Origin of the sequence: Bradyrhizobium sp. CCGUVB1N3 (assembly GCF_024199925.1) — a bacterium.
Taxonomy (GTDB): domain Bacteria; phylum Pseudomonadota; class Alphaproteobacteria; order Rhizobiales; family Xanthobacteraceae; genus Bradyrhizobium.
Genome location: NZ_JANADR010000001.1, coordinates 4,661,752 through 4,684,124 on the forward strand (window position 1 = coordinate 4,661,752; position 22,373 = coordinate 4,684,124).

Consider the following 22,373-nt stretch of genomic DNA (forward strand, 5'->3'; position numbering starts at 1 on the left):
CCCCGGAATGACGGTCAGTGCGTGGGAAACCGCGCGGCCTTCTCCTCCAGCGGCAATCTCAGCCCGTTCGCCACATACGACACCGTGCGATAGACCCCGCACAGCATCATGATCTCCAAAATCTGCGCGTTGTCGTAGTGCGCTGCGAGCGCCGCGAACTCCGCGTCGTCAAGCGTGGCGCGGTGATGCAAGGCATCGGCGGCCGCGATCAGCGCCTGCTCGGCCTGAGACCAGCAGGCTGAAGTCGCGTCGCCATCAGCAGTGGCGCGGACCTGTTCATCCGTGAGGCCCGCAGCTCCCGCGAAGATCGCGACGTGCACGCCCCATTCATATTCGCATCTGTTCAGCGCGCAGGTGCGGTCGATGACGATCTCTCGCGCGCGCAAGGACAGCGGCCCCGGGTCCAGGAGGCTGCCGGCGCGAAACTTGTCCCAGGCGCGCTTGTGTCCCGCCATCACCCGGAACAGCATCAAGGGCGGCGCACCGCGCATGATGCGGTTGAACTGCTCATCGATCTCGGGCGGATAAGGCGGATCCAGCGGCGCGATGCGCGACGTCATCTGTGACATGACCGATCTCTCATGCTACAATAATCGTAGCATGAGACGCTACACTATCTGTAGCAGCGCGCAAGAGGCAGATATGGCGAGACCGGCAGGGCAGCGCAGCGTACGCGGTTCACGAACAGGCCGGCCGATCATGGCCCTGCTCGATCTCTTGGGGAAACGCTGGAGCCTGCGGATCCTCTGGGAATTGCGCGGCGCCCCCCTCACCTCGCGCGCGCTGCGCAGCGCCTGCGACGAGGCATCCCCAACGGTGCTGCAAGCGCGATTGACCGAATTGCGCGAGGCCGGGTTCGTCGAGCTGGGTGAGAGCGGCGGCTACAGCTTGACACCGCTTGGGCGGGAGCTGTGCGAGACGTTCATGCCGCTGCACCGGTTCGCGGAGCGGTGGCGGAAGTAGAATTCGAAGAAGCAGCCGCGCACTCCGATCTCCCTTCTCCCCTTGTTGTGGGAGAAGGTGGCATAGGCGGCCTTCGGCCGCCGTTCTTAAGAACGCCGATGCTTCGCATCGGCTATGGCGCCGGATGAGGGGTCTCTTTCCGCGAGTTCACTGCGGCAGTTTCAGTCGCGGAGAGAGACCCCTCACCCGTCTCGCCGCTACGCGGCGATCCACCCTCCCCCACAAGGGGGGAGGGTAAGAGGAGCTACGCCGCCGCCACCGTCAGGTTGGCACCGTCGACCTGCACTACCTTCACCCGCGTGCCGGCCGGCGTATCGGGGCCGGCGACGCGCCAGACGGTGTCGCCGATGCGCACGGTGCCGCTTCCATCGATGATTGGCTTCTCCAGCGTGAACTCGCGGCCCAACAGCGCCTCCGTGCGCTTGTTCAGATGCGGGCTCGCGCTCGTATCGATCCTGCCGCGTGCCAGGCGCCGCCACAGCGGCACGGCGGCGGCGGCGAACAGCGCGAACATCACGAGCTGCGCCTGCCAGGCGGGATGGGCGACGAACGAGACCAACCCGACCAGCAGCGCGGCGAGCCCGAGCCAGAACAGGAACACGCCCGGCGCGAATACCTCCAGCGCCATCAGGATGAAGCCGAAGATCAGCCAGTTCCAGGTGCCGAGGGTGACGAACATGTCGGTCATGACACGACCTCTGGGTTACCTTATTGCTGCGGCGGCACTACCGGCGGCGTCGATCCTGCCGGCGGCACCGAGCCGCGGCGGGCGGCGGCGGTTGCGGACGCCGCGCTCTCGCCGAACGTCGCCTTGGCGATCTCGCCGATGCCGGCCAGCGAACCGAGCAGACTCACGGCTTCCATCGGCAGCATGATCACCTTCTGGTTCGGCGCATCCGCGAACTCTCCGAACGCCTTGATATATTTGTCGGCAATAAAATAGTTCAATGCGGCGACGTCGCCCTTGGCGATCGCATCCGACACCATCAACGTCGCCTTGGCCTCCGCCTCCGCCAGACGCTCGCGCGCTTCGGCGTCGCGGAACGCGGCTTCCCGGCGGCCTTCGGCCTGAAGGATCTGGCCCTGCTTGGCGCCCTCGGCACGCAGGATCTCGGACTGGCGCTGGCCTTCGGCGGACAGAATGTCGGCGCGCTTGACGCGCTCGGCCTTCATCTGCCGGCCCATGGCCTCGACGAGATCGGCCGGCGGCACGATGTCCTTGATCTCGATGCGGTTGACCTTGACGCCCCAGGGCGAGACCGCGGCGTCGACGACGCGCAGGAGGCGCTCGTTGATCTCGTCGCGATGCGACAGCACCTGGTCGAGATCCATCGAGCCCATCACCGAGCGGATGTTGGTCATGGTCAGCACGGTGATCGCATTGTTCAGATTGGCGACCTCGTAGCTCGCCTTCGCAGCGTCAAACACCTGGAAGAAGGCGACGCCGTCCACGGTCACCGTGGCGTTGTCCTTGGTAATCACCTCCTGCTCGGGGATGTCGATCACCTGCTCCATCATGTTGATCTTACGTCCGACGCGATCGAAATACGGCACGATCAGGTTGAGCCCCGGCGACAGCGTCTGGGTGTATTTGCCGAACCGCTCGATGGTCCAGTCGTAGCCCTGCGGCACCGTCTTCACGCCGGCGAGCAGCGTGACGATGACCAGAAACACCAGTGCAATTGCAAAAATATCGAAACCGCTCATAGCTCCTCCAAGGCGGGAAAAGGCTTTTCCCGCGCCGTTCATTGGTCGGAATCCAGTCCCGACCGGTTCAGCGGCACGCTTTACGTCGGCCTCTCGCGATCATTTCACAAGACGCACGAAGCCGGAACGACGGCCATTAAGTATTGGCGGGAAGGCCCTTGAAAGGCCGTGGCGCTCACCTAGCGGGGATACGCCTCATTCGATGACCTCATCGGCGATGGCAAGCAGCGCCGGCGGGATGGTGACGCCGAGCGTTCCTGCTGTCCGCAGGTTGATCGCAAGCTCGAATTTGGTGGGGTTTTGCACCGGAAGATCGGCCGGCCTTGCGCCCTTCAGGATGCGGTCGATATAGGCGGCGGCGCGCCGCACCTGCTCTGCACTGTCGGTGCTGTAGGACATCAGGCCCCCCTCGTCGACGAAGGTGCGGCTCCAATAGACCGCAGGAACGCGTGCCTCGGCGACCGCCGCCTGGAGGCGAGCGCGGTTCGCCAGCGTGAAGAAATCAGGCAGCACTAGCAGGCCTTCGCCCTTGCGGGCCGCGAGCGCCGCGATCGAGGCCTCGTCATGGATCGGCGCCGGCTCGACCGGCACGCCGAGCGCGTGCGCCGCGTGTTCGATCGCGTGCAGCATGAGGCCGGCGAACGGCGCCGTGGCGGGATTGTAGACCACGGCAATGCGGGAGACCTTCGGCGTGATCTGCGTCAGCATCTCCAGCCATTTGCCGGCCATCGGCCCGTCATAGTCGGTGAAGCCTGTGATATTGCCGCCCGGATGCGAAAGGGCTTTGACAAAACCCTGGCCGACCGGATCGGTGACGACGGCGAACACGATCGGCGTTGCCGCGGCGCGGTTGCGCAATTCCTCGACCGACGGCGTGCCGATGGCGAGCAGGATGTCGGGACCAAGCTCAACAAGCTCGCCGGCCTGCCGTGCGATCAGCGCCCGATCGCCGCCGCCATGGCGCCAGTCGATTCGCAAATTGTCCTGCTCCTTCCAGCCGAGAGTTGCGAGCGCATCGGCCAGGATCGTCGCGCGCATCTGCCCGATCGCGTCATCGGCCGCCGTCACCGTGAGCACGCCGAGCCGGCGCATCGCGGCCGGCGCCGGTTGCGCGACCGCCGGCAGCGGCAGCAGCGCGGCGCCGCCGAGAAGTGCCAGAACCTCGCGCCGCTTCATGGGGCCCCTCAGATCCAGCCTTGCAGCTCGCGCAGCACCAGGGTGCGGATCACGTCCATGCCCGGCTCGCTGTCGTTGAGGCAGGGGATCGCGGCAAACGCCTCGCCGCCATTGTGCCGGAATATCTCGGCATTCTCCTGCGCGATCTCCTCCAGCGTCTCCAGGCAGTCGGCGGCGAAGCCCGGCGTCACCACCGCGATGCGGCGCACACCGTCCTGCGCCAGGCGCTTCATGGTCGCGTCCGTATAGGGCTGGAGCCATTCGTCATTGCCGAAGCGCGACTGGAAAGTGAGCAGCAGCTTTGAGGCGTCCATGCCGAGCCGGCGACGCAGCGCCTCGGTCGTCGCCACGCAGTGGCTCTGGTAAGGATCGCCCTTGTCGACATAGGATTTCGGCATGCCGTGGAAGGAGGCGACGATCAGCTCCGGCTTGAACGGCAGGCTCGCCAGGCTCGCCTCGATCGAGGCCGCGAGCGCCTCGATATAGGCCTCGTCCTCGTAGTAGGGCGGCGTCACCCGCAGCGTCGGCTGTGCGCGCAGGCGGGCGAGCACGCGAAACACCTCGTCGCAGACGGTCGCCGAGGTCGAGGCCGAATATTGCGGATAGAGCGGCACCGCCAGGATCCGGTCGCAGCCTTGCGCGATCAGCGCATCGATGCCGGACTTGATCGATGGATTGCCGTAGCGCATCGCCCAGTCCACCACGACATGCGCGCGGTCGGCGAGCGCGGCGGCGAGCTTGTCGGCCTGCGAGCGGGTAATGGTCTTCAGCGGCGATTCGTTCTTCTCGGTGTTCCAGATCTTCCGATAGTCGAGCGCCTTGGTGCGCGGGCGCTTTCGCAGGATGATGCCGTTCAGAACGAACTGCCAGACCAGGCCCTGGTCCTCGATGACGCGGGGATCGCTCAGGAACTCCTTGAGGTAGACGCGCACGCCCGGGGCATCCGCGGTGTCAGGCGTCCCGAGATTGACCAGCAGCACGCCGACACGCGAGGCGGCCGGAGCTGCACTGGCCTTCGATGTGTCGATCGGGAGAACGCGCGTCATGGCCCAACGGGTTCGCGCGTTGGGCCGAACTTGTCAAGATTGGGCCAACTTCGCTAGGGTTACGACCCGAGCGCGATGGGTCTCCATCGCGCTCGCCTTTTAGGGGAGCATGGTCCTTCTCGGAAAACCGGTACCCAGTTTTCCGGACTATGCTCAGGGGGAAGGAACCATGACGCTCGCGGAATGGTGCGTATTTGGAGCGCTGCTGCTCTATCTCGCGACGATCGCCTCGATCAAATGGATCAGGTTCGGTCGTTTCGACAATTCGAAGCCGCGCGACCCGGCCTTCTATGAGGATGCCATCTCGCAGCGCGCGCTGGGCGCGCACCAGAACGGCATCGAGGCCTTCCCGTTCTTCGCGATTGCCGTGCTGCTCGCCGAATTCCGCGATTCCCCGCAGCGCCTGATCGACGAGCTCGCCGCGCTCTTCCTGATCGTACGGATCGCCTACGTCTTCACCTATCTCGGCAACCGCCCGACTCTGCGCTCCATCCTCTGGAGCATCGGCTTTGCGATCAACGTAGCGATCTTCTTCATGCCCGCCTTGAAGCGGTTTCTGCCGGTGTGAGGGTTTGCACCGCTCCCGTGTCCCGGACGCGCTGCAACGCTTTTTGCGTTGCTGCGCAGAGCCGGGACCCAGTCGCCGCGCGCAGCCGAACGGAGGGATAGGCCCCGGCTCTGCAGCGCATCGTCGAAGAGACGCTGCGCTGCGTCCGGGGCACGAGAGTTTGACTCAAAAACACGTCGTGCGTTCGGCGGCGAGGTAGCCGAACAGCAGGCCGGTGCCGAACAGGAGCACGAGGCCGGCGGCCGCGAATTCGATGCCGCGCATGAAGAGCGCGCCGCCGCCGTCGCGGCCGGCGCTCAGGCGCTGCGCCACGTCCTTGGCGGAGACGGCGATCACCGCGATGGTCGCGACCGTGATCGCGGTGCCGAGTCCCATCAGGAAAGTCGCGGCGATGCCGGCCCAGAACAGCCCCTGGGCAAGCGCGAACACCAGCACCAGGATCGCGCCCGAACAGGGGCGGATGCCGACGGTGAGGATCGCCGCCAGCCCGCGCCGCCAGCCGCCGGGGCCGGCAAGCTCGCTCGGCGTGGGGCCGTGGGAGTGGCCGCAATGCTCGTCATGGACATGGTCGTGCGCATGGGCATGCGCGTGGCCGTGGTGGTGATGGTCATGGTCGTCGTGACCATGATCATGCGCGCCATGATGATGGTGATGGTGGCCGTGATCGTGATGATGCGGCACGCCGGCGATCGCGGGCACTGGCTGGGAGGCCTGGAGCGCGTGGATGAAGGCGCCGCCCTTGACCCAGACGAGGCGGAGTCCAAACGCCGCGATCAGGCCGTAGCTGGCGATCTCGATCACCTTCTCGGCGCTGCACATGGTCTTGGCCGTCGCGTTCAGCGCCCAGGCGGCGATGCCGACGATGAGGACCGCGACCAGCGACTGCATCAGCGCCGAGGCAAAGGACAACACGATGCCGCGCCGTGCCGTTTCCTGGTTGGCGACGAGGTAGGAGGAGATCACCGCCTTGCCGTGGCCGGGGCCGGCGGCATGGAAGATGCCGTAGGCAAAGGAGATGGCAAGCAGCGTCCACACCGCCGAGCCGTCGGATTTCGCGGCGCGGATCGTCGCTGACATCTCGCGGTAAAATTCCGATTGCTTGGCCAGCAGCCAGCCGACGATACCGCCGGCCTCCGGCTCGGGCGCAGGGCGCGGCCCGCCGAAGGGGTTTTGCGCCAGGAGATCATGAAGCGCCGCATCGACGGCCCAAACGGCGACAAGGATGGCCGCGCCGGTGCCGAGAGCACGTACAAGCGGAGAACGAAGGAGAGAGGTCACGGGCAATCCACGGTGATCTTGTTGGCGAACATCATGCCGAAGTTCGAGTTCTCGCCATTCATGAAGGTCTGTTCGTTGAGCTTCTGGGCGCTGGCGGTGCCGTCATTCGGCCGCTCCAGCTTCATCTGGCAGCCGGCGGGCGCGCCGACCAGCTTGACCGGGTTGTCCTTGGCCATCTGGAAGTCGATGAAGAAGGAGCGGTCGAACACCTCCAGCACGAGCTGCTTCGGCTTCAGCGGCGTCTTCAGCGGCAGCGTGAAGTGCAGGGTCAGCACTTGGTCCTTGTAGTCGAGGAAATAGTCGGCCGGCTCGTTGAAGCGCTCCTTCTTGCCGTCGGCCTTGGCGAAGGTGAAGTAGGCATATTCCTTCAGCGACTCGACGTTGGTCTGGGCGAGCGGGGCCAGTTCCTCGCGCGTGTAGCTGCCCTTGGTCTTGCCCTCGAGCCCCTGGGTCGCATAGGCCGAGAACATGTCGTCGAAGGTCCAGGCGTGGCGGACGCCGGTGATCGAGCCGTCGGGCGCATAGATCAGCTCGCTGGTTGCGGTGATCCAGACATGCGGATGTGCCTCAGCCGTACCCGCCGCAAGCGACAGGCTGGCGGCGAGCAGCCATCCGAACAGGGCGCGCATGCCCATCAGGCCGCCTTCGCGGCGTCGAGCAGGCCGCGGCGGCGCAAGAGCGCATCCGGCTCCGGCGGCCGGCCGCGGAAGGCCTCGTAGGCGGCTTCCGGATCGACCGATCCGCCCGTGGAGTAGATGTCGTCGTGGAGGCGCTTTGCCACCGCCGGATCGAAGATGTTGCCGGCTTCCTCGAAGGCGCCAAAGGCGTCGGCATCCATCACCTCCGACCACATGTAGCTGTAGTAGCCCGCGGCATAGTGGTCGCCGGAGAAGATATGGCCGAATTGCGTGGGCCGGTGCCGCATCGCGATCTCCTCGGGCATGCCGATCTTCTCCAGCTCTTGTCGCTCGAAGGCCCGCACGTCGCTCGCGGCCGCGGCCGGCTGGGTATGGAATTCGAGGTCGAGAAGCGCCGAGGAGACGAACTCGACGGTGGCAAAGCCCTGGTTGAACTTGCGCGCCGCGAGGAAGCGCTGGAGCAGGTCGTCGGGCAGCGGCTCGCCGGTCTGATAGTGGCGGGCGAACTGCTGCAGCACCTCGGGCCGCTCCTGCCAATGTTCATAGAGCTGGGAGGGCAGTTCGACGAAGTCGGTGAACACGGAGGTGCCCGACAGCGACGGATAGGTCACGTTGGAGAGCATGCCGTGCAGGCCGTGGCCGAACTCGTGGAACAGGGTGCGGGCATCGTCGGGCGACAGCAGCGAGGGCTCGCCGCCGGCGCCCTTGGCGAAGTTGCAGACATTGATGACGAGCGGCGCGGTCTCGCCGTCGAGCTTCTGCTGGTCGCGCAGCGAGGTCATCCAGGCGCCGGAGCGCTTTGATGGCCGGGCATAGTAGTCGCCGTAGAACAGCGCCTTGTGCTTGCCGTCCGGACCCTTCACCTCCCAAACCCGGACGTCCGGATGCCAGGCCGGAACGTCCTTGCGCTCCTCGAAGGTGATGCCGAACAGCCGCGTGGCGCAGTCGAACGCCGCCGCGATCATGTGATCGAGCGTCAAAAATGGCTTGATGGCGGCGTCGTCGAAATTGGCGCGCTCAAGGCGCAGCTTTTCGGCGTAGTAGCGCCAGTCCCAGGGCGCGAGCTGGAAATTGCCGCCTTCGGTCGTGATCAGCGCCTGCATCTCGTCGCGGTCAGCGAGTGCGCGGGCGCGGGCCGGCTTCCAGACACGCTCCAGGAGGCCCCGCACCGCATCCGGCGTCTTGGCCATGGAGTCCTCGAGCCGGTAGGCGGCGAAGGTCGGGTAGCCCAGGAGCTTGGCGCTCTCCTCGCGCAGTTTCAGGATCTCGACGATGGTCTCGTTGTTGTCGTTGGTGTTGCCGTTGTCGCCCCGCGCGGTGAACGCCTTATAGACCTTCTCGCGCAGGTCACGCCTCGCCGAGCCCTTCAGGAACGGCTCGACCGAGGAACGCGACAGGGTGACGATGGCCTTGCCGGCCATGCCGCGATCTTCTGCCGCAGCCTTGGCGGACGCAACGAAGCTCTCCGGCAGGCCCTGGCGGTCGTGCTCGCCGAGCTCCATGAACCATTCCTGCTCGTCGCCGAGCAGATGATGGCTGAAGGTGGTGCCGAGCTGGGCGAGCCTCTCGTTGATCTCGGCCATCCGCGCCTTGGCCTCCTCGGAGAGGCCGGCGCCGGCGCGGTGGAAGCGGGTGTAGGTGCGTTCGAGCAGGCGAAGCTGCTCCGGCGTCAGCTTCAGCGCGACACGGTTCTCATGGAGCTGGGCGATGCGGCCGAACAGCACGGCGTTCATCATGATCGGATTCCAGTGCCGCGCCATCCGCAAGGAGACCTCCTTGTCGATCTCGAGGATCGCCGGATTGGAGTGCGCGGAGACGAGGTCGTAGAACACCGCCGAGACCTTGTTGAGCAGCTTGCCGGAGCGCTCCAGCGCCGTGACGGTGTTGGCGAAGTCGGCGGCTGCCGGATCATGGACGATCGCTGCGATCTCGGCGGAGTGGTCGGCGAAGGCCTGCTCGAAGGCCGGGAGGAAGTGCTCCGGGCTGATCTCGTCGAACGGCGGGGTCGCGAACGGCGTCACCCAGGCCTTCAGGAGCGGGTTGGTCTCGGCCGGCGCGGCGCCGGTATCTTCGCGGGGTTCTGACATCACTTGTCCCGTTTTTTGAGCTGGTTTGTTGTAGCCAGCTATAGCACGCGATGGGGCTTTTTTGCGCCATTTGGCCTTGCTCCCGGGCCCCTTTTCGGGGAGATTGCGGCCCTCGAGACCACGGACCTAGAGCTCATGAACGCACCTGCCTCCTCCTCCCGCCGGATCGTCTGGCCGAGCGTCATCACCGTCATCAGCGCCGCCATCCTGATTGGCGCCGAGGTGTTCGGCGCGGCGTTTGCCGGCGGCTGGGCACTCGCGATTCTGTTCGGGCTCGACGACACCGGCGCGCACATCGTGCAGGCCGTGCTGTTCGGACTCGGCGTCCTCGTCATGACCGCGTTCATCCGCGCGGCTCAACGCGTCGAGCCGTTCACGAAGCGCGCGTGAAGCGACGCGTGCGAGCAAGAGGCGCGCGCGAGCTCGCACAAACTTAACAGCCGTTCATCTTCAGCGTCGCTCGCGCAGCACAGCGCAAGCAGTCGTTAGGCAATTCTGCTCTCAGCCTAAAAAATTTCTTGCGAAGCAGAGTCAAAACGCTTATGTGCGTTCTTGCCCAATTTCGCACGTGCCTGTGGTCGTGTGTCAGTCGGTAGGTATCCGGACAAGAGGCCGGACAGCCGCCAAGGGGTGAAGAAGCCGAGGGGCTCTTCGGAAGAAGCGGAAGCCGCAAGACGGCAGATGCGGAAAGACCGAAGCGTCCAGCATCTCTCTCAAAGAGATGCCTTGTCGAAGGTGACTTCGCTCTTTGCAACCGTGACTGGCAGCCGGAGGCGAACCGGCGCACCCCGCTCTCAACGGGGGACGCGACTTAAAGCAACGACGGATCGGGCTTTTTTGGTCTCTACCGGCATTCCAACGCCGGCGCGGGCTACTGAAAAGGCTTGTCCTTCATTGCCAGGTGAGCGGGCGGGAAAATTCCCAACCAATCCACGGCAGCACAATTCGGTCTAGGGTTCTTGGCCCTGTCGCGTCTCCATCGTGCGGCAGCGGCAAAGCACCCTCGTCCGAGAACATTTTGAACGGGGCCTTGTCGCAAAGGGCCGTTTGGAGGGTGCTATGACCGATCGCATCAGGGAATTTCTGCGCAACCGCCGCAGCGAAGGTCTCGATACCGAGCCGTGCCTCGTCGTCGACCTCGACGTCGTGCGCGACAACTACCAGAGCTTTGCCAAGGCGCTGCCCGACAGCCGCGTGTTCTATGCCGTCAAGGCGAACCCGGCGCCGGAAGTGCTGGCGCTGCTTGCCTCCATGGGCTCCTGCTTCGACACCGCAACCGTCGCCGAGATCGAGATGGCCTTGGCCGCCGGTGCGACGCCCGACCGCATCTCCTTCGGCAACACGATCAAGAAGGAGCGCGACATCGCGCGCGCGTTTGCGCTCGGCATTCGGCTGTTCGCGGTCGATTGCGCCGCCGAGGTGGAGAAGGTCGCCCGTGCCGCGCCGGCTGCGAAGGTGTTCTGCCGCATCCTCTATGACTGCGCCGGCGCCGAGTGGCCGCTGTCGCGCAAGTTCGGCTGCGACCCGGAGATGGCGGTCGAGGTGCTCGACCTCGCCAAGCGCCTGGGCCTGGAGCCGTGCGGCATCTCCTTCCATGTCGGCTCGCAGCAGCGCAAGGTGAAGGCGTGGGACCGTGCGCTGGCGATGGCCTCGCAGGTGTTCCGCGACTGCGCCGAGCGCGGCATCAACCTCTCGATGGTCAACATGGGCGGGGGCTTCCCGACCAAGTACCTGAAGGACGTGCCGCCGGTGGTGACGTACGGCCGGTCGATCTTCCGTGCGCTGCGCAAGCACTTCGGCAACCAGATCCCCGAGACCATCATCGAGCCGGGCCGCGGCATGGTGGGCAACGCCGGGGTGATCGAATCCGAGGTCGTGCTGATCTCGAAGAAGAGCGACGAGGACGAGGTGCGCTGGGTGTATCTGGACATCGGCAAGTTCGGCGGTCTCGCCGAGACCATGGACGAGTCGATCCGCTACGCCATCCGCACCCCGCATGACGGGGCGGACATGACGCCGTGCGTGCTCGCTGGACCCACCTGCGATTCCGCCGACGTGCTGTACGAGAAGAGCCCGTATCCGCTCCCGGTGACGCTCGAGATCGGCGACAAGGTGCTGATCGAAGGGACCGGGGCCTATACGTCGACCTACTCGTCGGTGGCCTTCAACGGCATCCCGCCGCTGAAGACATATCACATCTGATCCGCCTCGCCGTCGAGGCCTGATGAACCGGGAGCCGGCTTGCCGGCTCCCTCCCTGACATTTCGATTTCTGACGACGCTTGTGCTCGCGGATGCATGTCCGCGGCTCCAAGCGAGGACTGACGTGTCATGACTGCTCTTCGGAAGCCACAGGTCGCCCTCACTTCAAAAGCCGCTCCGTTCGTGATCCGTGCGGAGCGTGCTGCCGACGTCGCGACGCGTGAAGCGCTGCTCGATGCCTGCTTTGGCGAGAACCGCCATGGCCGCACCTGCCAGCGCCTGCGCGACGGACGCGCCCCTGCAGCCGGCCTTGCGCTGGCTGCAGTGCGCGAGGGGAAGCTCGTGGGAACCGTGCAGCTGTGGCACGTCAGCGCCGGAGGCAGGCCCGCTCTGGTCCTCGGACCGCTCGCGGTCGATCCTGCCTGCCGCGAGCTCGGGATCGGCGCCGCGCTGATGCATCAAGCGCTGGCCGCCGCCCGGGCGCGCGGGCATGCCGCCGTGATCCTGCTCGGCGACGCACCCTACTACGCCCGCTTCGGCTTCTCGGCGGAGAAGACCGGCGAGCTGGCACTGCCCGGCCCGTTCGAGCGCGAGCGGCTGCTCGGCCTCGAATTCGAGGCGGGCGCGCTGGACGGCGCCGCCGGGATGATCGTCGCGACCGGCGCCGCGCTGCCCAAACGGCGGGCAGCGCGTCCACACGCGCGCGCGGCCTGACGGGGAACGTCCATCATGGCGAAGACCCCGGCCGCATCCCGCGGCGATGCCCGCCCGCGCCTGCGCAGCCTGATCACATCGGTGCTGTTCGTCCTGATCGCGATCATGATCGTCAGGGACATCCTGGTGCGGCGGTGGAGCGGCTCGCCGCCGCCGTCGCAAGATACGACGCAGCAATCCATCTGAACTCCCTTCACCTCGGGGGTTGCGCAGGGCCACGAAAGGCCCTTTAACCCCCGCGAAACACCCTTTCAGTCGAGGTCGAACAGATGTCCCGTCGCCTGATTTCCACCGGCTCGCCGTTCGAGAAGACCGCCGGCTACAGCCGCGCCGTGATTGACGGCGACTTCGCCTTCGTCGCCGGCACCACCGGCTACGACTACTCGACCATGACGATGCCGGCAGATGTCACGAGCCAGTCACGAAACTGCTTCAAGACCATCGAGGCCGCCCTGAAGGAGGGCGGATTCGAGATGGCCGACATCGTCCGCGCGACCTACTACCTCACCGACCCCAGCGAGGCCGATGCGCATTTCGCCGTCTGCGGTGAGGTCCTCGGCGAGATCCGCCCGGCAGCGACGCTTCTGATCGTCAGCGGGCTCTACAAGCCCGAGATGAAGGTCGAGATCGAAGTGACTGCGAAGCGCCGCAGCGCCTGATCCACCCCCTCACCCTTTGTCCGCCAGTACTTTCCGGAGAAACCATCCCATGAGCCCCGCCTCGCCGATCTACGCGAAGATTACCGGCCCGATCGTCATGGTCGGCTTCGGCTCCATCGGCAAAGGCACGTTGCCGATGATCGAGCGGCATCTCGACTACGACAAGTCGCGCGTCACCGTGATCGATCCCAAGGACGAGGGCCGCAAGGCGCATTGCGAGAAGCAGAATGTCCGCTTCATCCAGAAGGCCGTGACCAAGGACAATTATCGCGACTTGCTGACCCCGCTGCTCACCGAAGGCGGCGGCCAGGGTTTTTGCGTCAATCTCTCGGTCGATACCGGCTCTACCGACATCATGGAACTCTGCAACGAACTCGGCGCTCTTTATGTCGACACCGTCAACGAGCCCTGGCTCGGCTTCTATTTCGATTCGTCGAAGGGCCCGGAAGCGCGCTCCAACTACGCCCTTCGCGAGGTGACGCTGGCTGCCAAGAAGGCGCGCCCGGCGGGCTCGACGACGGCCGTCTCCTGCTGCGGCGCCAATCCCGGCATGGTCTCCTTTTTCGTCAAGCAGGCGCTGCTCAATGTCGCCGCCGATCTGAAGCTCAACGCCCCCAAGCCGAAGACCAAAGCCGAATGGGCGGACCTGATGCGGCAGGCCGGTATCAAGGGCATCCACATCGCCGAACGCGACACCCAGCGCTCCAAGTCGCCGAAAGAGCCTGATGTCTTCGTCAACACCTGGTCGGTGGAAGGTTTCCTGTCGGAAGGCGTGCAGCCGTCCGAACTCGGTTGGGGCACCCATGAAAAATGGATGCCCGAGAATGCGCGCACCCACGAAGCTGGCTGCGGCGCCGCCATCTATCTGATGCAGCCCGGCGCCAACACGCGCGTGCGCACCTGGTGCCCGACCCGCGGCGCGCAGTATGGCTTCCTCGTCACCCACAACGAGTCGATTTCGATCTCCGATTACTTCACGGTGCGTGACGCATCGGGCACGGCGATCTATCGGCCGACCTGCCACTATGCCTATCATCCGGCTGACGATGCCGTGCTGTCGCTGCACGAAATGTTCGGCCGTGCCGCGAAGATGCAGGAAAAGCACCACATCCTCGATGAGAACGAAATCGTCGATGGCATCGACGAACTCGGCGTACTGCTGTTCGGCCACGACAACAATGCTTACTGGTACGGCTCGCAGCTCTCCATCGAAGAGACCCGCAAACTCGCGCCCTACCAGAACGCCACCGGCCTGCAAGTGACCTCCGCCGTGCTTGGCGGCATGGTGTGGGCGCTGGAAAACCCGAACGAAGGCATCGTCGAAGCCGACGAGATGGATTTCGATCGCCTGCTGGAAATCCAGATGCCGTATCTCGGCCCGGTGAAGGGGTTCTACACCGACTGGACGCCGCTGACGGACCGTCCGGGACTGTTTCCGGAAGACATCGATACGAGCGATCCCTGGCAGTTCCGGAACATCCTGGTGCGCTGAAGGCGCGTCAGCGTGATGCCTGCCAAGGCGGGCATCAAAAATGTCGAAAACAACCCCATGCAAAGTAGCCGGCGACGGCCGGCGCGGGGCGTTCCAACTCACGCGCGCCGTCATGCCCCGCCACCGGGCCTCGCCTCCGGCGAGCCCGATGACAGGCTCCGGCGGGGCATCCAGTACGCCGCGGCCTCTCCGTATCCACGCGCGGTCTCTGGAATACTGGGTCACCCGCCTTCGCGGGTGACGACACCGCATATGGGGAAGCCGCTACTGCTTCTCCTTGATCGGCGGGGCGATCTTCTCGGCTGGCGCTTGTGGCAGCGCCGGCTTGGCGGCGCCTTGCGTCTGCGGGTCAGGCCGCGCGGGCTCAGGTGCCGGCGTGGTGGGGCGGTCGCCGCCGGGCTTTGATTGCGCGGGTATCTTGCTCTGATCATCCGGCGCCGGCGTGCCTTGCAGCGGCTGCGTGGCTTGAGCCATGTGCTGCTGGCTCTCGGCCCGGATCTGCGCCAACGACAGGCCGGAGATCAGGACGCCCGCCCCGAACAGGAAGCAGGCGATCAAGAGATCGCGTTGAAATCTGAGCTTGTCTTGCTTGCCGGCCATCTCGGGCTACCCGCGAATTCATCCGCAGTAGCAACGAAATGGCCGGACAGCAGTTCCGCGCGATGGCCTTCGGGAACCCCGCGGGAACGCTGCGTTCAGTCCGTCGTGCTGACTTCCCAGGTGGCGTGGCGGACGCCGGACTGGCGCTGCATATCGACCGCCACGGCGTTCAGCTCATTCGGATCGACGGCGGTCGCGACCAGCTTTGCAACGATTTCGAGGATGTCATCGCCGATCTCGACGACCTCGACATCCGCCACGGGATATTTCGCGCTCTCGAGCTTGTCGACGATGCGGTCGCGCATGTCGGGCAAGGCTTCCGTCGTGACCGCGACCTTGAAGTAATAGGTCGCCTCCAGTGCCTTCTCGTTCAGCGGGATGCGGTTGATTGCGTTCACCAGCGGCCGCAGCAGCGTGTTGCCGGCGATCACGAACACGGTGAGCGCGACGGCCTGCGCGACCATGTCGGCACCGGCGCAGGAACCGACGGCGGCCGAGGCCCACAGTGTCGCCGCGGTATTCAGCCCGCGAACGTCCATGCCCTGCTTCATGATGACGCCGGCACCGAGGAAGCCGATGCCGGAGACGACGTAGGAGATCACCCGCACCGCGCCATCGGCGCCGGTCAGATGCATGGCGAGATCGACGAAGGCGGCGGCGCCGACCGCGACCAGCACATTGGTGCGCAGGCCCGCGGTGCGCTGGCGATATTGCCGCTCAGCGCCGATCAGCGTTCCCAGCACGAAGGCCGTGAACAGGCTGATCAGCGTGTCGAGGAAGTCAGCAAGCTGGAAGGTCGTCAGAAACCGCATGTGTTCGCGCCGCCGTTTGAGAGATGCGGTAGGGTGGGCAAAGGCGCGCTCTTCGCGCGACGTGCCCACCACTTTGTTTCGCGGAGAGATGGTGGGCACGGCGCAAATGCGCCTTTGCCCCACCCTACGGTCGGAACGATGACGAATTAAAGCTCCAGAAGGCCGCCGTCCCCATTTTCGTCGGCGAATGCAAGCAGCGTCCCCTTGGCGTTCCAGGCGAGTGCCGCGACCGGCGCGGTGCCGTTGCGGCGGACCAGGATCTCCGCGCCGTCCTCCAGCCGCACCATCAGCACGGTGCCGTCGCTATAGCCGGCGGCGAAGATGTCGTTCTTGGGATGGCAGGCGACCACCGACACGCGCGCCTGCAAGGGCGCGAGCATCGCGGGCTCCTTGCCCATCGGGCCGTCCTTGCTCGCGAACGGCCACAGGATCACGGTGTCGGCGCCCGAGGTCGCGAGCGCCTTGCCGCCCGCGCTCCAGGACATCGAGCGGACGCGGCCGGGATAGCCGGTCATGCGCATGTGCTTATTGTCGGCGAGCCGCCAGCCATGCAGCGCCGGCTCGTGCATCGCGGTGACCAGAAACTTGTTGTCCGGGCTGAAGCTGACGGCGAGATGCGAGCCGGCCCAGGGCAGGAATTCGGCTGATCCCGCCATGTTCGGAAACCACAGCGTCGCGCCGTTGTAATGCGCGATCGCAAGCCGCAGGCCCTTCGGCGCAAATGCGAGGCCGCCGACGGTCGAGGGCACCTCGATCGACTTCTCTTCGGTCTTACCGCTCTTGACGAAGGCAAGCTTGCCGGCCGACCAGGCGAAGGCGCCGTCGGGATGCAGCGCCACCGCATCGATCCAGCGCCGCTTGGGATCGGTCGCGAGCAGCGTCACCTCGCCCTTGGCGTCGAGCGAGACGACCTTGCCGTCGTCCCCGCCCATCACGAGGCGCTTGCCGTCGCTGGCCGTGGAGAGAATGCCGCCGCTGTGGACAGCAATCTTGCTGACCTCACCGCTCACAGTAGCAAGCGCGACATTCTCCTCGCCGCCGACGAAGGCGGCGTGTGGCCCGAGGAAATGCACCGACGTCACGGCCATGCCGAGCGCGACCGGCTTGACGCGATCGGTGACGGAGACGATCGAGGGTGAATCGGGAGCTGGCGTAAACTCTTTCATCACGAGACGATGCAGCTCTCAAAGCCATCGCGGATGGCCTGTTCCGGCAATTCGCGACCGATGAAGACGAGACGGCTCTCGCGCGGCTCACCCTCCTTCCACTTCCGCTGGTGGTTGCCCTCCAGCATCATGTGCACGCCCTGGAAGACGTAGCGGTCGTCATCATTGTGGAAGGCGAGGATGCCCTTGGAGCGCAGGATCTTCTGGCCCTCGACCTGCACGAGGTTCTGGAGCCAGGGCATGAACACATTGGGATCGAGCGGCTTGTCGGTCTTGAGCGAGAGCGACTGCATCTCCTCGTCGTGATAGTGCTTCAGGCCGTGGCCGTGATCATGATGGTGATGATGGTCATGACCGTGATGGTGGTGATGATCATGGTCGTGATCATGATCATCGGCCTCCAGGAAGTCCGGCTCGATGTCGAGGATGCGGTCGAGGTCGAAGGCGCCGCGGTCGAGCACGTCAGCCAATGCCACCGAGCAGCGCTCGGTGCGGTGCAGCTTCGCATAGGGGTTGATGCCGCGGATGCGGGCTTCGACTTCGGCGAGCTCTCCCTTGGAGACGAGGTCGGTCTTGTTCAGCACGATCACGTCGGCAAAGGCGATCTGGTTCTTGGCCTCGGGCGCGTCCTTCAGACGGTCGGACAGCCATTTGGCATCCGCAACCGTCACGACCGCATCGAGCCGCGCGTTCTTCTGCACGTCCTCGTCGACGAAGAAGGTCTGGGCGACAGGCGCGGGATCGGCGAGGCCCGTGGTCTCGACGATGATGGCGTCGAACTTGCCCTTGCGCTTCATCAGGCCGTCCATGATGCGCACGAGGTCGCCGCGCACCGTGCAGCAGATGCAGCCATTGTTCATCTCGAACACTTCCTCATCGGCACCGATGATGAGGTCGTTGTCGATGCCGATCTCGCCGAATTCGTTGACGATGACGGCGTATTTCTTGCCGTGGTTTTCCGACAAAATGCGGTTGAGCAGCGTGGTCTTGCCGGCTCCGAGATAGCCGGTCAGCACGGTCACGGGAATCTTCTGCGGGGTCACTTCAGACATAACTACTCCGACATCGGGCTTTTTCGCGCGACGCGAGGCGGGGTGGCCCCTGCCCTAATGGTCAAGCGCGCTGGTCAGGGCCTTTATATTGTGCCTGACCATGTCAATGTAAGTGGGGGCAGGCCCCTTTTCGGCCGTCAAACCGTCCGAAATCAGGGTCCCGCCGACCTTTGAGCCGGTCTCCGCGGCGATCCGCCGGATCAGCCGGTCGTCGCTGATATTTTCGAGGAAAACGGCCGGGATTTTCGCGGCCCGGATCTGGCTGATGATGCCGGCGATATCGCGGGCGCTGGGCTCGGTTTCGGTGGAAACACCGAGCGGAGCGATGAACTGGATACCGTATTCGGCGGCGAAATAGCCGAAGGCATCGTGGGTGGAGATCACCTTGCGCCGCTCGGGTGGGATTTTTGCGATGGCCTCGCGCACCTCGCGATCGAGCGTTTCGAGCTTTTCCAGATAGGCCTTGGCCTGGCCACGGAAAACTTCCGCATCGTCAGGCGCAGCCGCAGCCAGTGCGCCCGCGATGTTGGTCACGTAGGTCTTGGCGTTGGGGATCGATTGCCAGGCATGCGGATCGGACTCCGAGCCGAGCTTGAGCGGCGCGATGCCGGCACTCGCGGTCACGACGGTCGCCTTGCTGCCTGAGGACTGCACGAGCCGCGGCAGCCAGCCCTCCAGACCGAGGCCATTGACGACGACGAGCTTCGCATCCGCGATCCGCTTCGCATCACCCGGCGCCGGCGTGTAGACGTGGACGTCGCCGTCGGCACCGACCAGCGTGGTGAGGTTGATGCGATCGCCGCCGATATTGCGGACGAAATCGGCGAGGATCGAGAAGCTCGCGACCACGTTGAGCCGCTCCGCTGCTTGAAGCGGCGAGGCGATCAGCAAGGACGCAACGACGAGGAGCAGGAGGCGGTGCATCGCGAGACTCACGCTTCCAGATGCCGGCCGGGAAACATCTGCCGGACCAGCCCGCCGACGCTGCCAAAGAGCACGGAGACGACATAGAACGCGGTCGCGACCAGAATGATCGCCGGCCCTGAGGGAATCCGGGTCTGGAACGACAGCACGAGCCCGGCATAGCCGGACACTGCAGCGGCGATGACGGCGATAGAGATCATCGCGGTGAGATCGCGCGACCAGAACCGCGCGATGCCGGCGGGCATGATCATCAGGCCGACCGCAAGCAGGGTGCCGAGCGCCTGAAAGCCGTTGACGAGATTGATGACGACGAGGGCGAGGAAGGCGAGATGCGCAACTCCTCCGGCGCGGCTCACCGTGCGCAGGAACAGCGGGTCGACGCTCTCGATCACCAGCGGACGGTAGATCACCGCAAGCACGAGAAGCGTGATCGTGGCGTTGAAGGCGACCACCAGCAGCGTCTGGTTGTCCATGGCGAGGATGTTGCCGAACAGCACGTGCAGCAGGTCGATATTGGTGCCCTTGATCGAGACGATGGTGACGCCCAGCGCCAGCGAAGCGAGATAAAAGGTCGCGAGCGAGGCGTCCTCCTTCAGGCCCGTCGAGCGCGCGACGACACCGGCGAGGATGGCCACCGCAAAGCCCGCGATCAGGCCGCCGGCGGTCATTGCAAACAGATTGAGGCCGGAGAGCAGGAAGCCGATCGCGGCACCGGGGAGGATCGCATGCGCCATGGCGTCACCGACGAGGCTCATCCGCCGCAGCATCAGGAACACGCCGATCGGCGCGCCGGCGAGCGACAGCGCGATCACGGCGGCGAGCGCGCGCCGCATGAACTCGAATTCGGTGAAGGGGCCGATCAGCGCGTCATACAGCATCTTGCAACATCTTGCGTCACGCCGCCTGCGAGCGGTCGTCATCGTCGGCACAGGCCGCCGCGCTGTCGTCGAATGCTTCGCACATCCGCATCGCGACCATGAGGTTCTCCGCCGTCAGCACCTCGGCGGTCGCACCCCAGGCCACCGGGCCACGCGCGAGCAGCAGCGTTTGCGGGAAGTGCGCCCGCACCATCTCCATGTCGTGGAGCGCTGCGAGCACGGTGCGGCCCTCGCCATGCCAGCGCGTCACCAGCGCGAGCAGATCGGCCGTGGTCTTGCTGTCGATGGCGTTGAAGGGCTCATCCAGCACGATCAGACGCGCATCCTGGAGCAGCACGCGCGCGAACAGCACGCGCTGCATCTGCCCGCCGGAGAGCGTGCCGATCGGGCGGTTCTCGAAACCGTTCAGCCCGACGGCGGCGATCGCGCCCAGGATCTTGGCGCGCGCGGCTTTGCCGATGCCGCCGAACAGGCCGATCCCACGCCACAGGCCCGTGCCGACGAAATCGAACACCGAGATCGGGAAGCTGCGGTCGATATCGGCGGTCTGCGGCAGGTAGGCGATATCGCGCGGATCGAGCCCGCCGAGGTGGATGCTGCCTGCGAGCGGCTTGAGGATGCCGACGATGCCGCGGAGCAGCGTCGACTTGCCGGCGCCGTTCGGCCCGATCACCGCGACCAGCGCCCCACGCGCGATCTCACCCTTGAGGTGGTGCACCGCCGGGTGCCGGTCATAGCCGAGGGTGACATTGTGGAAACCGAGCGCCGCCATGCCTCACCTCATCGCCAGAAAGACCATGCCCCAGAGCACCGCGCAGACGGCCAGTGCCGCAGCCAGGCGGCCCGCCAGGGTCATGCGCAGGATCGACCAGGGCGCGGCCTGGGCCGGGTGCGGCGCCAAGGGATCGTGGACATGGGCGTGCGTGTGGTCGTGCCCATGGGAATGGGCGTCGTCATGGGAATGGTCGTGATGGTGGGCGTGGGACGCGGCAGGAACCATCTGGAAACGTTATATTATAACATTACCCCTGTCCACGCCCCCTCCGTCATTCCGGGGCGGCTCGAAGAGCCGAACCCGGAATGACGTCCCAAAACGCTCTCACGGCTTGCCAATCACCATGGCGATGGCTGCGGCCACGAACGGAAATGGCACCGAGACGGCGCAGCGGAACCAGACGAAACGAGCCGGCATGAAGGGGATTTCCCACAGGATCACCCGCTGGAAGGCGAACAGCGCCCAGGCGACGACATAGGCGACCACCTGAGGGACGCCGCCGCCGGACTTCAACGCCACCGTGCCGATGGAGAAGCCGATCACGGGGCCGCCGGGCGTGGCAGCGCCGGCAACCACAGCGGTCGCCACCCCAAGCCAGCCGCTATCAGGCCCGAGCCAGCCAGTGATCACCTCCTGCGGGATGATCGCGGCGATGTAGCCGGAGCCGATTACACCCAGCGCGATCCGCGGCACGATGTTGATGAAATCCATCGACCCTTCGCGCAGCGAGGCCTTGAACACCGGCTTGCCCCGGCGAAAAGCGATCAGGCCGACGCCGAGCACCGAGCCCCACAACAGGATGTCGATGAGAAGCGCAGCGCTCACGTCTCGTCGTCCTTTGCATCGCGCTTCGGATAGAGCCGGACATAGACGAAGCGGCCGAGCGCGCCGGCGAGCACCGGCAGCGGCAGCGAGATCACGATCCGCCACAGCGTGAAATCCGTGCCCATGATCGGGATTTCCCAGGCGACCGCCCGGCCGTAGCCGATCAGGGTCCAGCTCACGACCATGGCGATGGTGGCGCCGAAATCGGCGCCGACCGCGAGCAGCGCGCTCGCCACCGGATAGGCGGTGAAGGGCCCGCCCGGCAGGATCGCGCCGAAGGCGGTACCGATCAAAAGGCCCGTCAGGCCGGAGTTCGGCCCGAGCGAGCGCGACACCTTCTCGTGCGGCAGGATCTCCGAGATGAAGGCCCCGAGCAGGCAGCCGGCGAGCACGCGCGGCAGGATGCCGGAGAACAGCGAGAGGTCGTGGGTGAGAATGTCGAGGACGCCGTCGGTGCCGTCACGCCGCCAGACCAGCGCCGCGCTCACCGCCACCAACGCTGCGATGATGATGGTCGACCAGCCGACCGGCTTGCGGATGCGCCCCGGCCGCGGCTCGGACTCCGCGTCCTCGGCAGGCGCCGGATTGTTCGGGGAAGGTTCTGACAACGGGCTCGGGTCGGATCGAGGGGATGCCCGTTCTGCTTAAGGGCGCCGCCGACGCGATGCAAACACAGTGATGGCGGGGGCGATGCGCGCCTCGCGCAGGGCTATGCGAGGAGCGAGGCAAATTCCGCGCAGCAAAAAAGGCGGCCGCAAGACGCGACCACCTTTTTTGTTCTGTCATTCCGGGGCGATGCGCAGCATCGAACT

26 protein-coding genes are annotated in these 22,373 nt (G+C 65.5%); 8 read left to right on the forward strand and 18 right to left on the reverse strand.

Features of this window, described 5'->3' with window-relative positions:
• Positions 1 to 14: 14 nt before the first annotated feature.
• Positions 15 to 569: a carboxymuconolactone decarboxylase family protein gene (locus NLM33_RS22275; protein ID WP_254098743.1), complete on the reverse strand. Its 555-nt coding sequence runs from the start codon at positions 567 to 569 to the stop codon at positions 15 to 17.
• Positions 570 to 642: 73 nt separating this feature from the next.
• Between NLM33_RS22275 and NLM33_RS22280 the strand changes: the two genes are divergently transcribed.
• Complete coding sequence (locus NLM33_RS22280) at positions 643 to 963, forward strand: helix-turn-helix domain-containing protein (RefSeq protein WP_254098745.1); 321 nt, start codon at positions 643 to 645, stop codon at positions 961 to 963.
• A gap of 244 nt (positions 964 to 1,207) precedes the next feature.
• Here NLM33_RS22280 and NLM33_RS22285 read toward each other — a convergent pair whose 3' ends face one another.
• The 4 genes from NLM33_RS22285 to hemH form a co-directional block, all read right to left on the reverse strand.
• The gene (locus tag NLM33_RS22285) at positions 1,208 to 1,651 is read right to left on the reverse strand and encodes an NfeD family protein (protein WP_027522251.1); all 444 of its coding nucleotides are present in this window, start codon (positions 1,649 to 1,651) and stop codon (positions 1,208 to 1,210) included.
• 20 nt (positions 1,652 to 1,671) lie between these two features.
• Positions 1,672 to 2,670, reverse strand: a complete 999-nt coding sequence (locus tag NLM33_RS22290) for an SPFH domain-containing protein (protein WP_254098747.1) — start codon at positions 2,668 to 2,670, stop codon at positions 1,672 to 1,674.
• A 195-nt stretch (positions 2,671 to 2,865) separates the two neighbouring features.
• Positions 2,866 to 3,846: an ABC transporter substrate-binding protein gene (locus tag NLM33_RS22295; protein WP_254098749.1), complete on the reverse strand. Its 981-nt coding sequence runs from the start codon at positions 3,844 to 3,846 to the stop codon at positions 2,866 to 2,868.
• A gap of 8 nt (positions 3,847 to 3,854) precedes the next feature.
• Positions 3,855 to 4,892, reverse strand: a complete 1,038-nt coding sequence (gene hemH, locus NLM33_RS22300) for a ferrochelatase (RefSeq protein ID WP_254098751.1) — start codon at positions 4,890 to 4,892, stop codon at positions 3,855 to 3,857.
• Between the two features lie 169 nt (positions 4,893 to 5,061).
• On the opposite strand from hemH, the gene NLM33_RS22305 reads away from it, so the two are divergent.
• Positions 5,062 to 5,460 (forward strand): MAPEG family protein, encoded by a 399-nt coding sequence (locus NLM33_RS22305; protein ID WP_254098753.1) that lies wholly within the window; start codon positions 5,062 to 5,064, stop codon positions 5,458 to 5,460.
• Positions 5,461 to 5,625: 165 nt separating this feature from the next.
• Here NLM33_RS22305 and NLM33_RS22310 read toward each other — a convergent pair whose 3' ends face one another.
• Genes NLM33_RS22310 through NLM33_RS22320 form a run of 3 tightly spaced genes read right to left on the reverse strand, consistent with a single transcriptional unit; the run spans position 5,626 to position 9,463 of the window.
• Positions 5,626 to 6,744, reverse strand: a complete 1,119-nt coding sequence (locus NLM33_RS22310; RefSeq protein ID WP_254098755.1) for a nickel/cobalt transporter — start codon at positions 6,742 to 6,744, stop codon at positions 5,626 to 5,628.
• A complete protein-coding gene (locus tag NLM33_RS22315) occupies positions 6,735 to 7,373 on the reverse strand; it encodes a DUF1007 family protein (RefSeq protein ID WP_254098757.1) in 639 nt (212 codons plus the stop codon). Before NLM33_RS22315 ends, NLM33_RS22310 begins: the two co-directional genes overlap by 10 nt.
• Positions 7,373 to 9,463 carry a M3 family metallopeptidase gene (locus NLM33_RS22320; RefSeq protein ID WP_254098759.1) on the reverse strand — a complete coding sequence of 697 codons (2,091 nt, stop codon included), beginning with the start codon at positions 9,461 to 9,463 and terminating at the stop codon, positions 7,373 to 7,375. Before NLM33_RS22320 ends, NLM33_RS22315 begins: the two co-directional genes overlap by 1 nt.
• A gap of 135 nt (positions 9,464 to 9,598) precedes the next feature.
• Here NLM33_RS22320 and NLM33_RS22325 point away from each other — a divergent pair, with 135 nt between their 5' ends.
• The 6 genes from NLM33_RS22325 to NLM33_RS22350 all read left to right on the forward strand — a co-directional run bounded on the left by NLM33_RS22325 (position 9,599) and on the right by NLM33_RS22350 (position 14,529).
• Entirely contained in the window at positions 9,599 to 9,853 is a 255-nt protein-coding gene (locus NLM33_RS22325) for a hypothetical protein (protein ID WP_254098761.1), read from the forward strand.
• Positions 9,854 to 10,522: 669 nt separating this feature from the next.
• On the forward strand, positions 10,523 to 11,665 hold the full coding sequence (locus NLM33_RS22330) for a type III PLP-dependent enzyme (RefSeq protein ID WP_254098763.1): 1,143 nt from the start codon (positions 10,523 to 10,525) through the stop codon (positions 11,663 to 11,665).
• A gap of 128 nt (positions 11,666 to 11,793) precedes the next feature.
• Positions 11,794 to 12,378: a GNAT family N-acetyltransferase gene (locus NLM33_RS22335; protein WP_254098765.1), complete on the forward strand. Its 585-nt coding sequence runs from the start codon at positions 11,794 to 11,796 to the stop codon at positions 12,376 to 12,378.
• A gap of 15 nt (positions 12,379 to 12,393) precedes the next feature.
• On the forward strand, positions 12,394 to 12,564 hold the full coding sequence (locus NLM33_RS22340; RefSeq protein WP_254098767.1) for a hypothetical protein: 171 nt from the start codon (positions 12,394 to 12,396) through the stop codon (positions 12,562 to 12,564).
• Between the two features lie 83 nt (positions 12,565 to 12,647).
• Complete coding sequence (locus tag NLM33_RS22345; RefSeq protein WP_254098769.1) at positions 12,648 to 13,037, forward strand: RidA family protein; 390 nt, start codon at positions 12,648 to 12,650, stop codon at positions 13,035 to 13,037.
• A 49-nt stretch (positions 13,038 to 13,086) separates the two neighbouring features.
• Complete coding sequence (locus NLM33_RS22350; protein ID WP_254098771.1) at positions 13,087 to 14,529, forward strand: homospermidine synthase; 1,443 nt, start codon at positions 13,087 to 13,089, stop codon at positions 14,527 to 14,529.
• A 264-nt stretch (positions 14,530 to 14,793) separates the two neighbouring features.
• Here the strand turns inward: NLM33_RS22350 and NLM33_RS22355 are convergent, their stop codons facing one another.
• From NLM33_RS22355 to NLM33_RS22400, 10 genes are all read right to left on the reverse strand, one after another.
• Entirely contained in the window at positions 14,794 to 15,129 is a 336-nt protein-coding gene (locus NLM33_RS22355) for a hypothetical protein (RefSeq protein ID WP_254098773.1), read from the reverse strand.
• Positions 15,130 to 15,224: 95 nt separating this feature from the next.
• Positions 15,225 to 15,941 (reverse strand): MgtC/SapB family protein, encoded by a 717-nt coding sequence (locus tag NLM33_RS22360; RefSeq protein ID WP_254098775.1) that lies wholly within the window; start codon positions 15,939 to 15,941, stop codon positions 15,225 to 15,227.
• 146 nt (positions 15,942 to 16,087) lie between these two features.
• A complete protein-coding gene (locus NLM33_RS22365; protein WP_254098777.1) occupies positions 16,088 to 17,107 on the reverse strand; it encodes a WD40 repeat domain-containing protein in 1,020 nt (339 codons plus the stop codon).
• Entirely contained in the window at positions 17,107 to 18,159 is a 1,053-nt protein-coding gene (locus tag NLM33_RS22370; RefSeq protein WP_254098779.1) for a GTP-binding protein, read from the reverse strand. The genes NLM33_RS22365 and NLM33_RS22370 overlap by 1 nt, the downstream gene beginning before the upstream one ends.
• Before the next feature lie 54 nt (positions 18,160 to 18,213).
• Positions 18,214 to 19,083 (reverse strand): metal ABC transporter solute-binding protein, Zn/Mn family, encoded by an 870-nt coding sequence (locus NLM33_RS22375; RefSeq protein ID WP_254098781.1) that lies wholly within the window; start codon positions 19,081 to 19,083, stop codon positions 18,214 to 18,216.
• 8 nt (positions 19,084 to 19,091) lie between these two features.
• Positions 19,092 to 19,961, reverse strand: coding sequence for a metal ABC transporter permease (locus tag NLM33_RS22380; RefSeq protein ID WP_254098783.1), 870 nt, complete (start codon positions 19,959 to 19,961; stop codon positions 19,092 to 19,094).
• Positions 19,962 to 19,977: 16 nt separating this feature from the next.
• Positions 19,978 to 20,733: a metal ABC transporter ATP-binding protein gene (locus NLM33_RS22385; RefSeq protein ID WP_254098785.1), complete on the reverse strand. Its 756-nt coding sequence runs from the start codon at positions 20,731 to 20,733 to the stop codon at positions 19,978 to 19,980.
• Positions 20,734 to 20,736: 3 nt separating this feature from the next.
• A complete protein-coding gene (locus NLM33_RS22390) occupies positions 20,737 to 20,961 on the reverse strand; it encodes a hypothetical protein (RefSeq protein WP_254098787.1) in 225 nt (74 codons plus the stop codon).
• Positions 20,962 to 21,060: 99 nt separating this feature from the next.
• On the reverse strand, positions 21,061 to 21,561 hold the full coding sequence (locus NLM33_RS22395; RefSeq protein WP_254098789.1) for a hypothetical protein: 501 nt from the start codon (positions 21,559 to 21,561) through the stop codon (positions 21,061 to 21,063).
• Positions 21,558 to 22,169: a permease gene (locus NLM33_RS22400; RefSeq protein WP_254098791.1), complete on the reverse strand. Its 612-nt coding sequence runs from the start codon at positions 22,167 to 22,169 to the stop codon at positions 21,558 to 21,560. The genes NLM33_RS22395 and NLM33_RS22400 overlap by 4 nt, the downstream gene beginning before the upstream one ends.
• Positions 22,170 to 22,373: the final 204 nt, after the last annotated feature.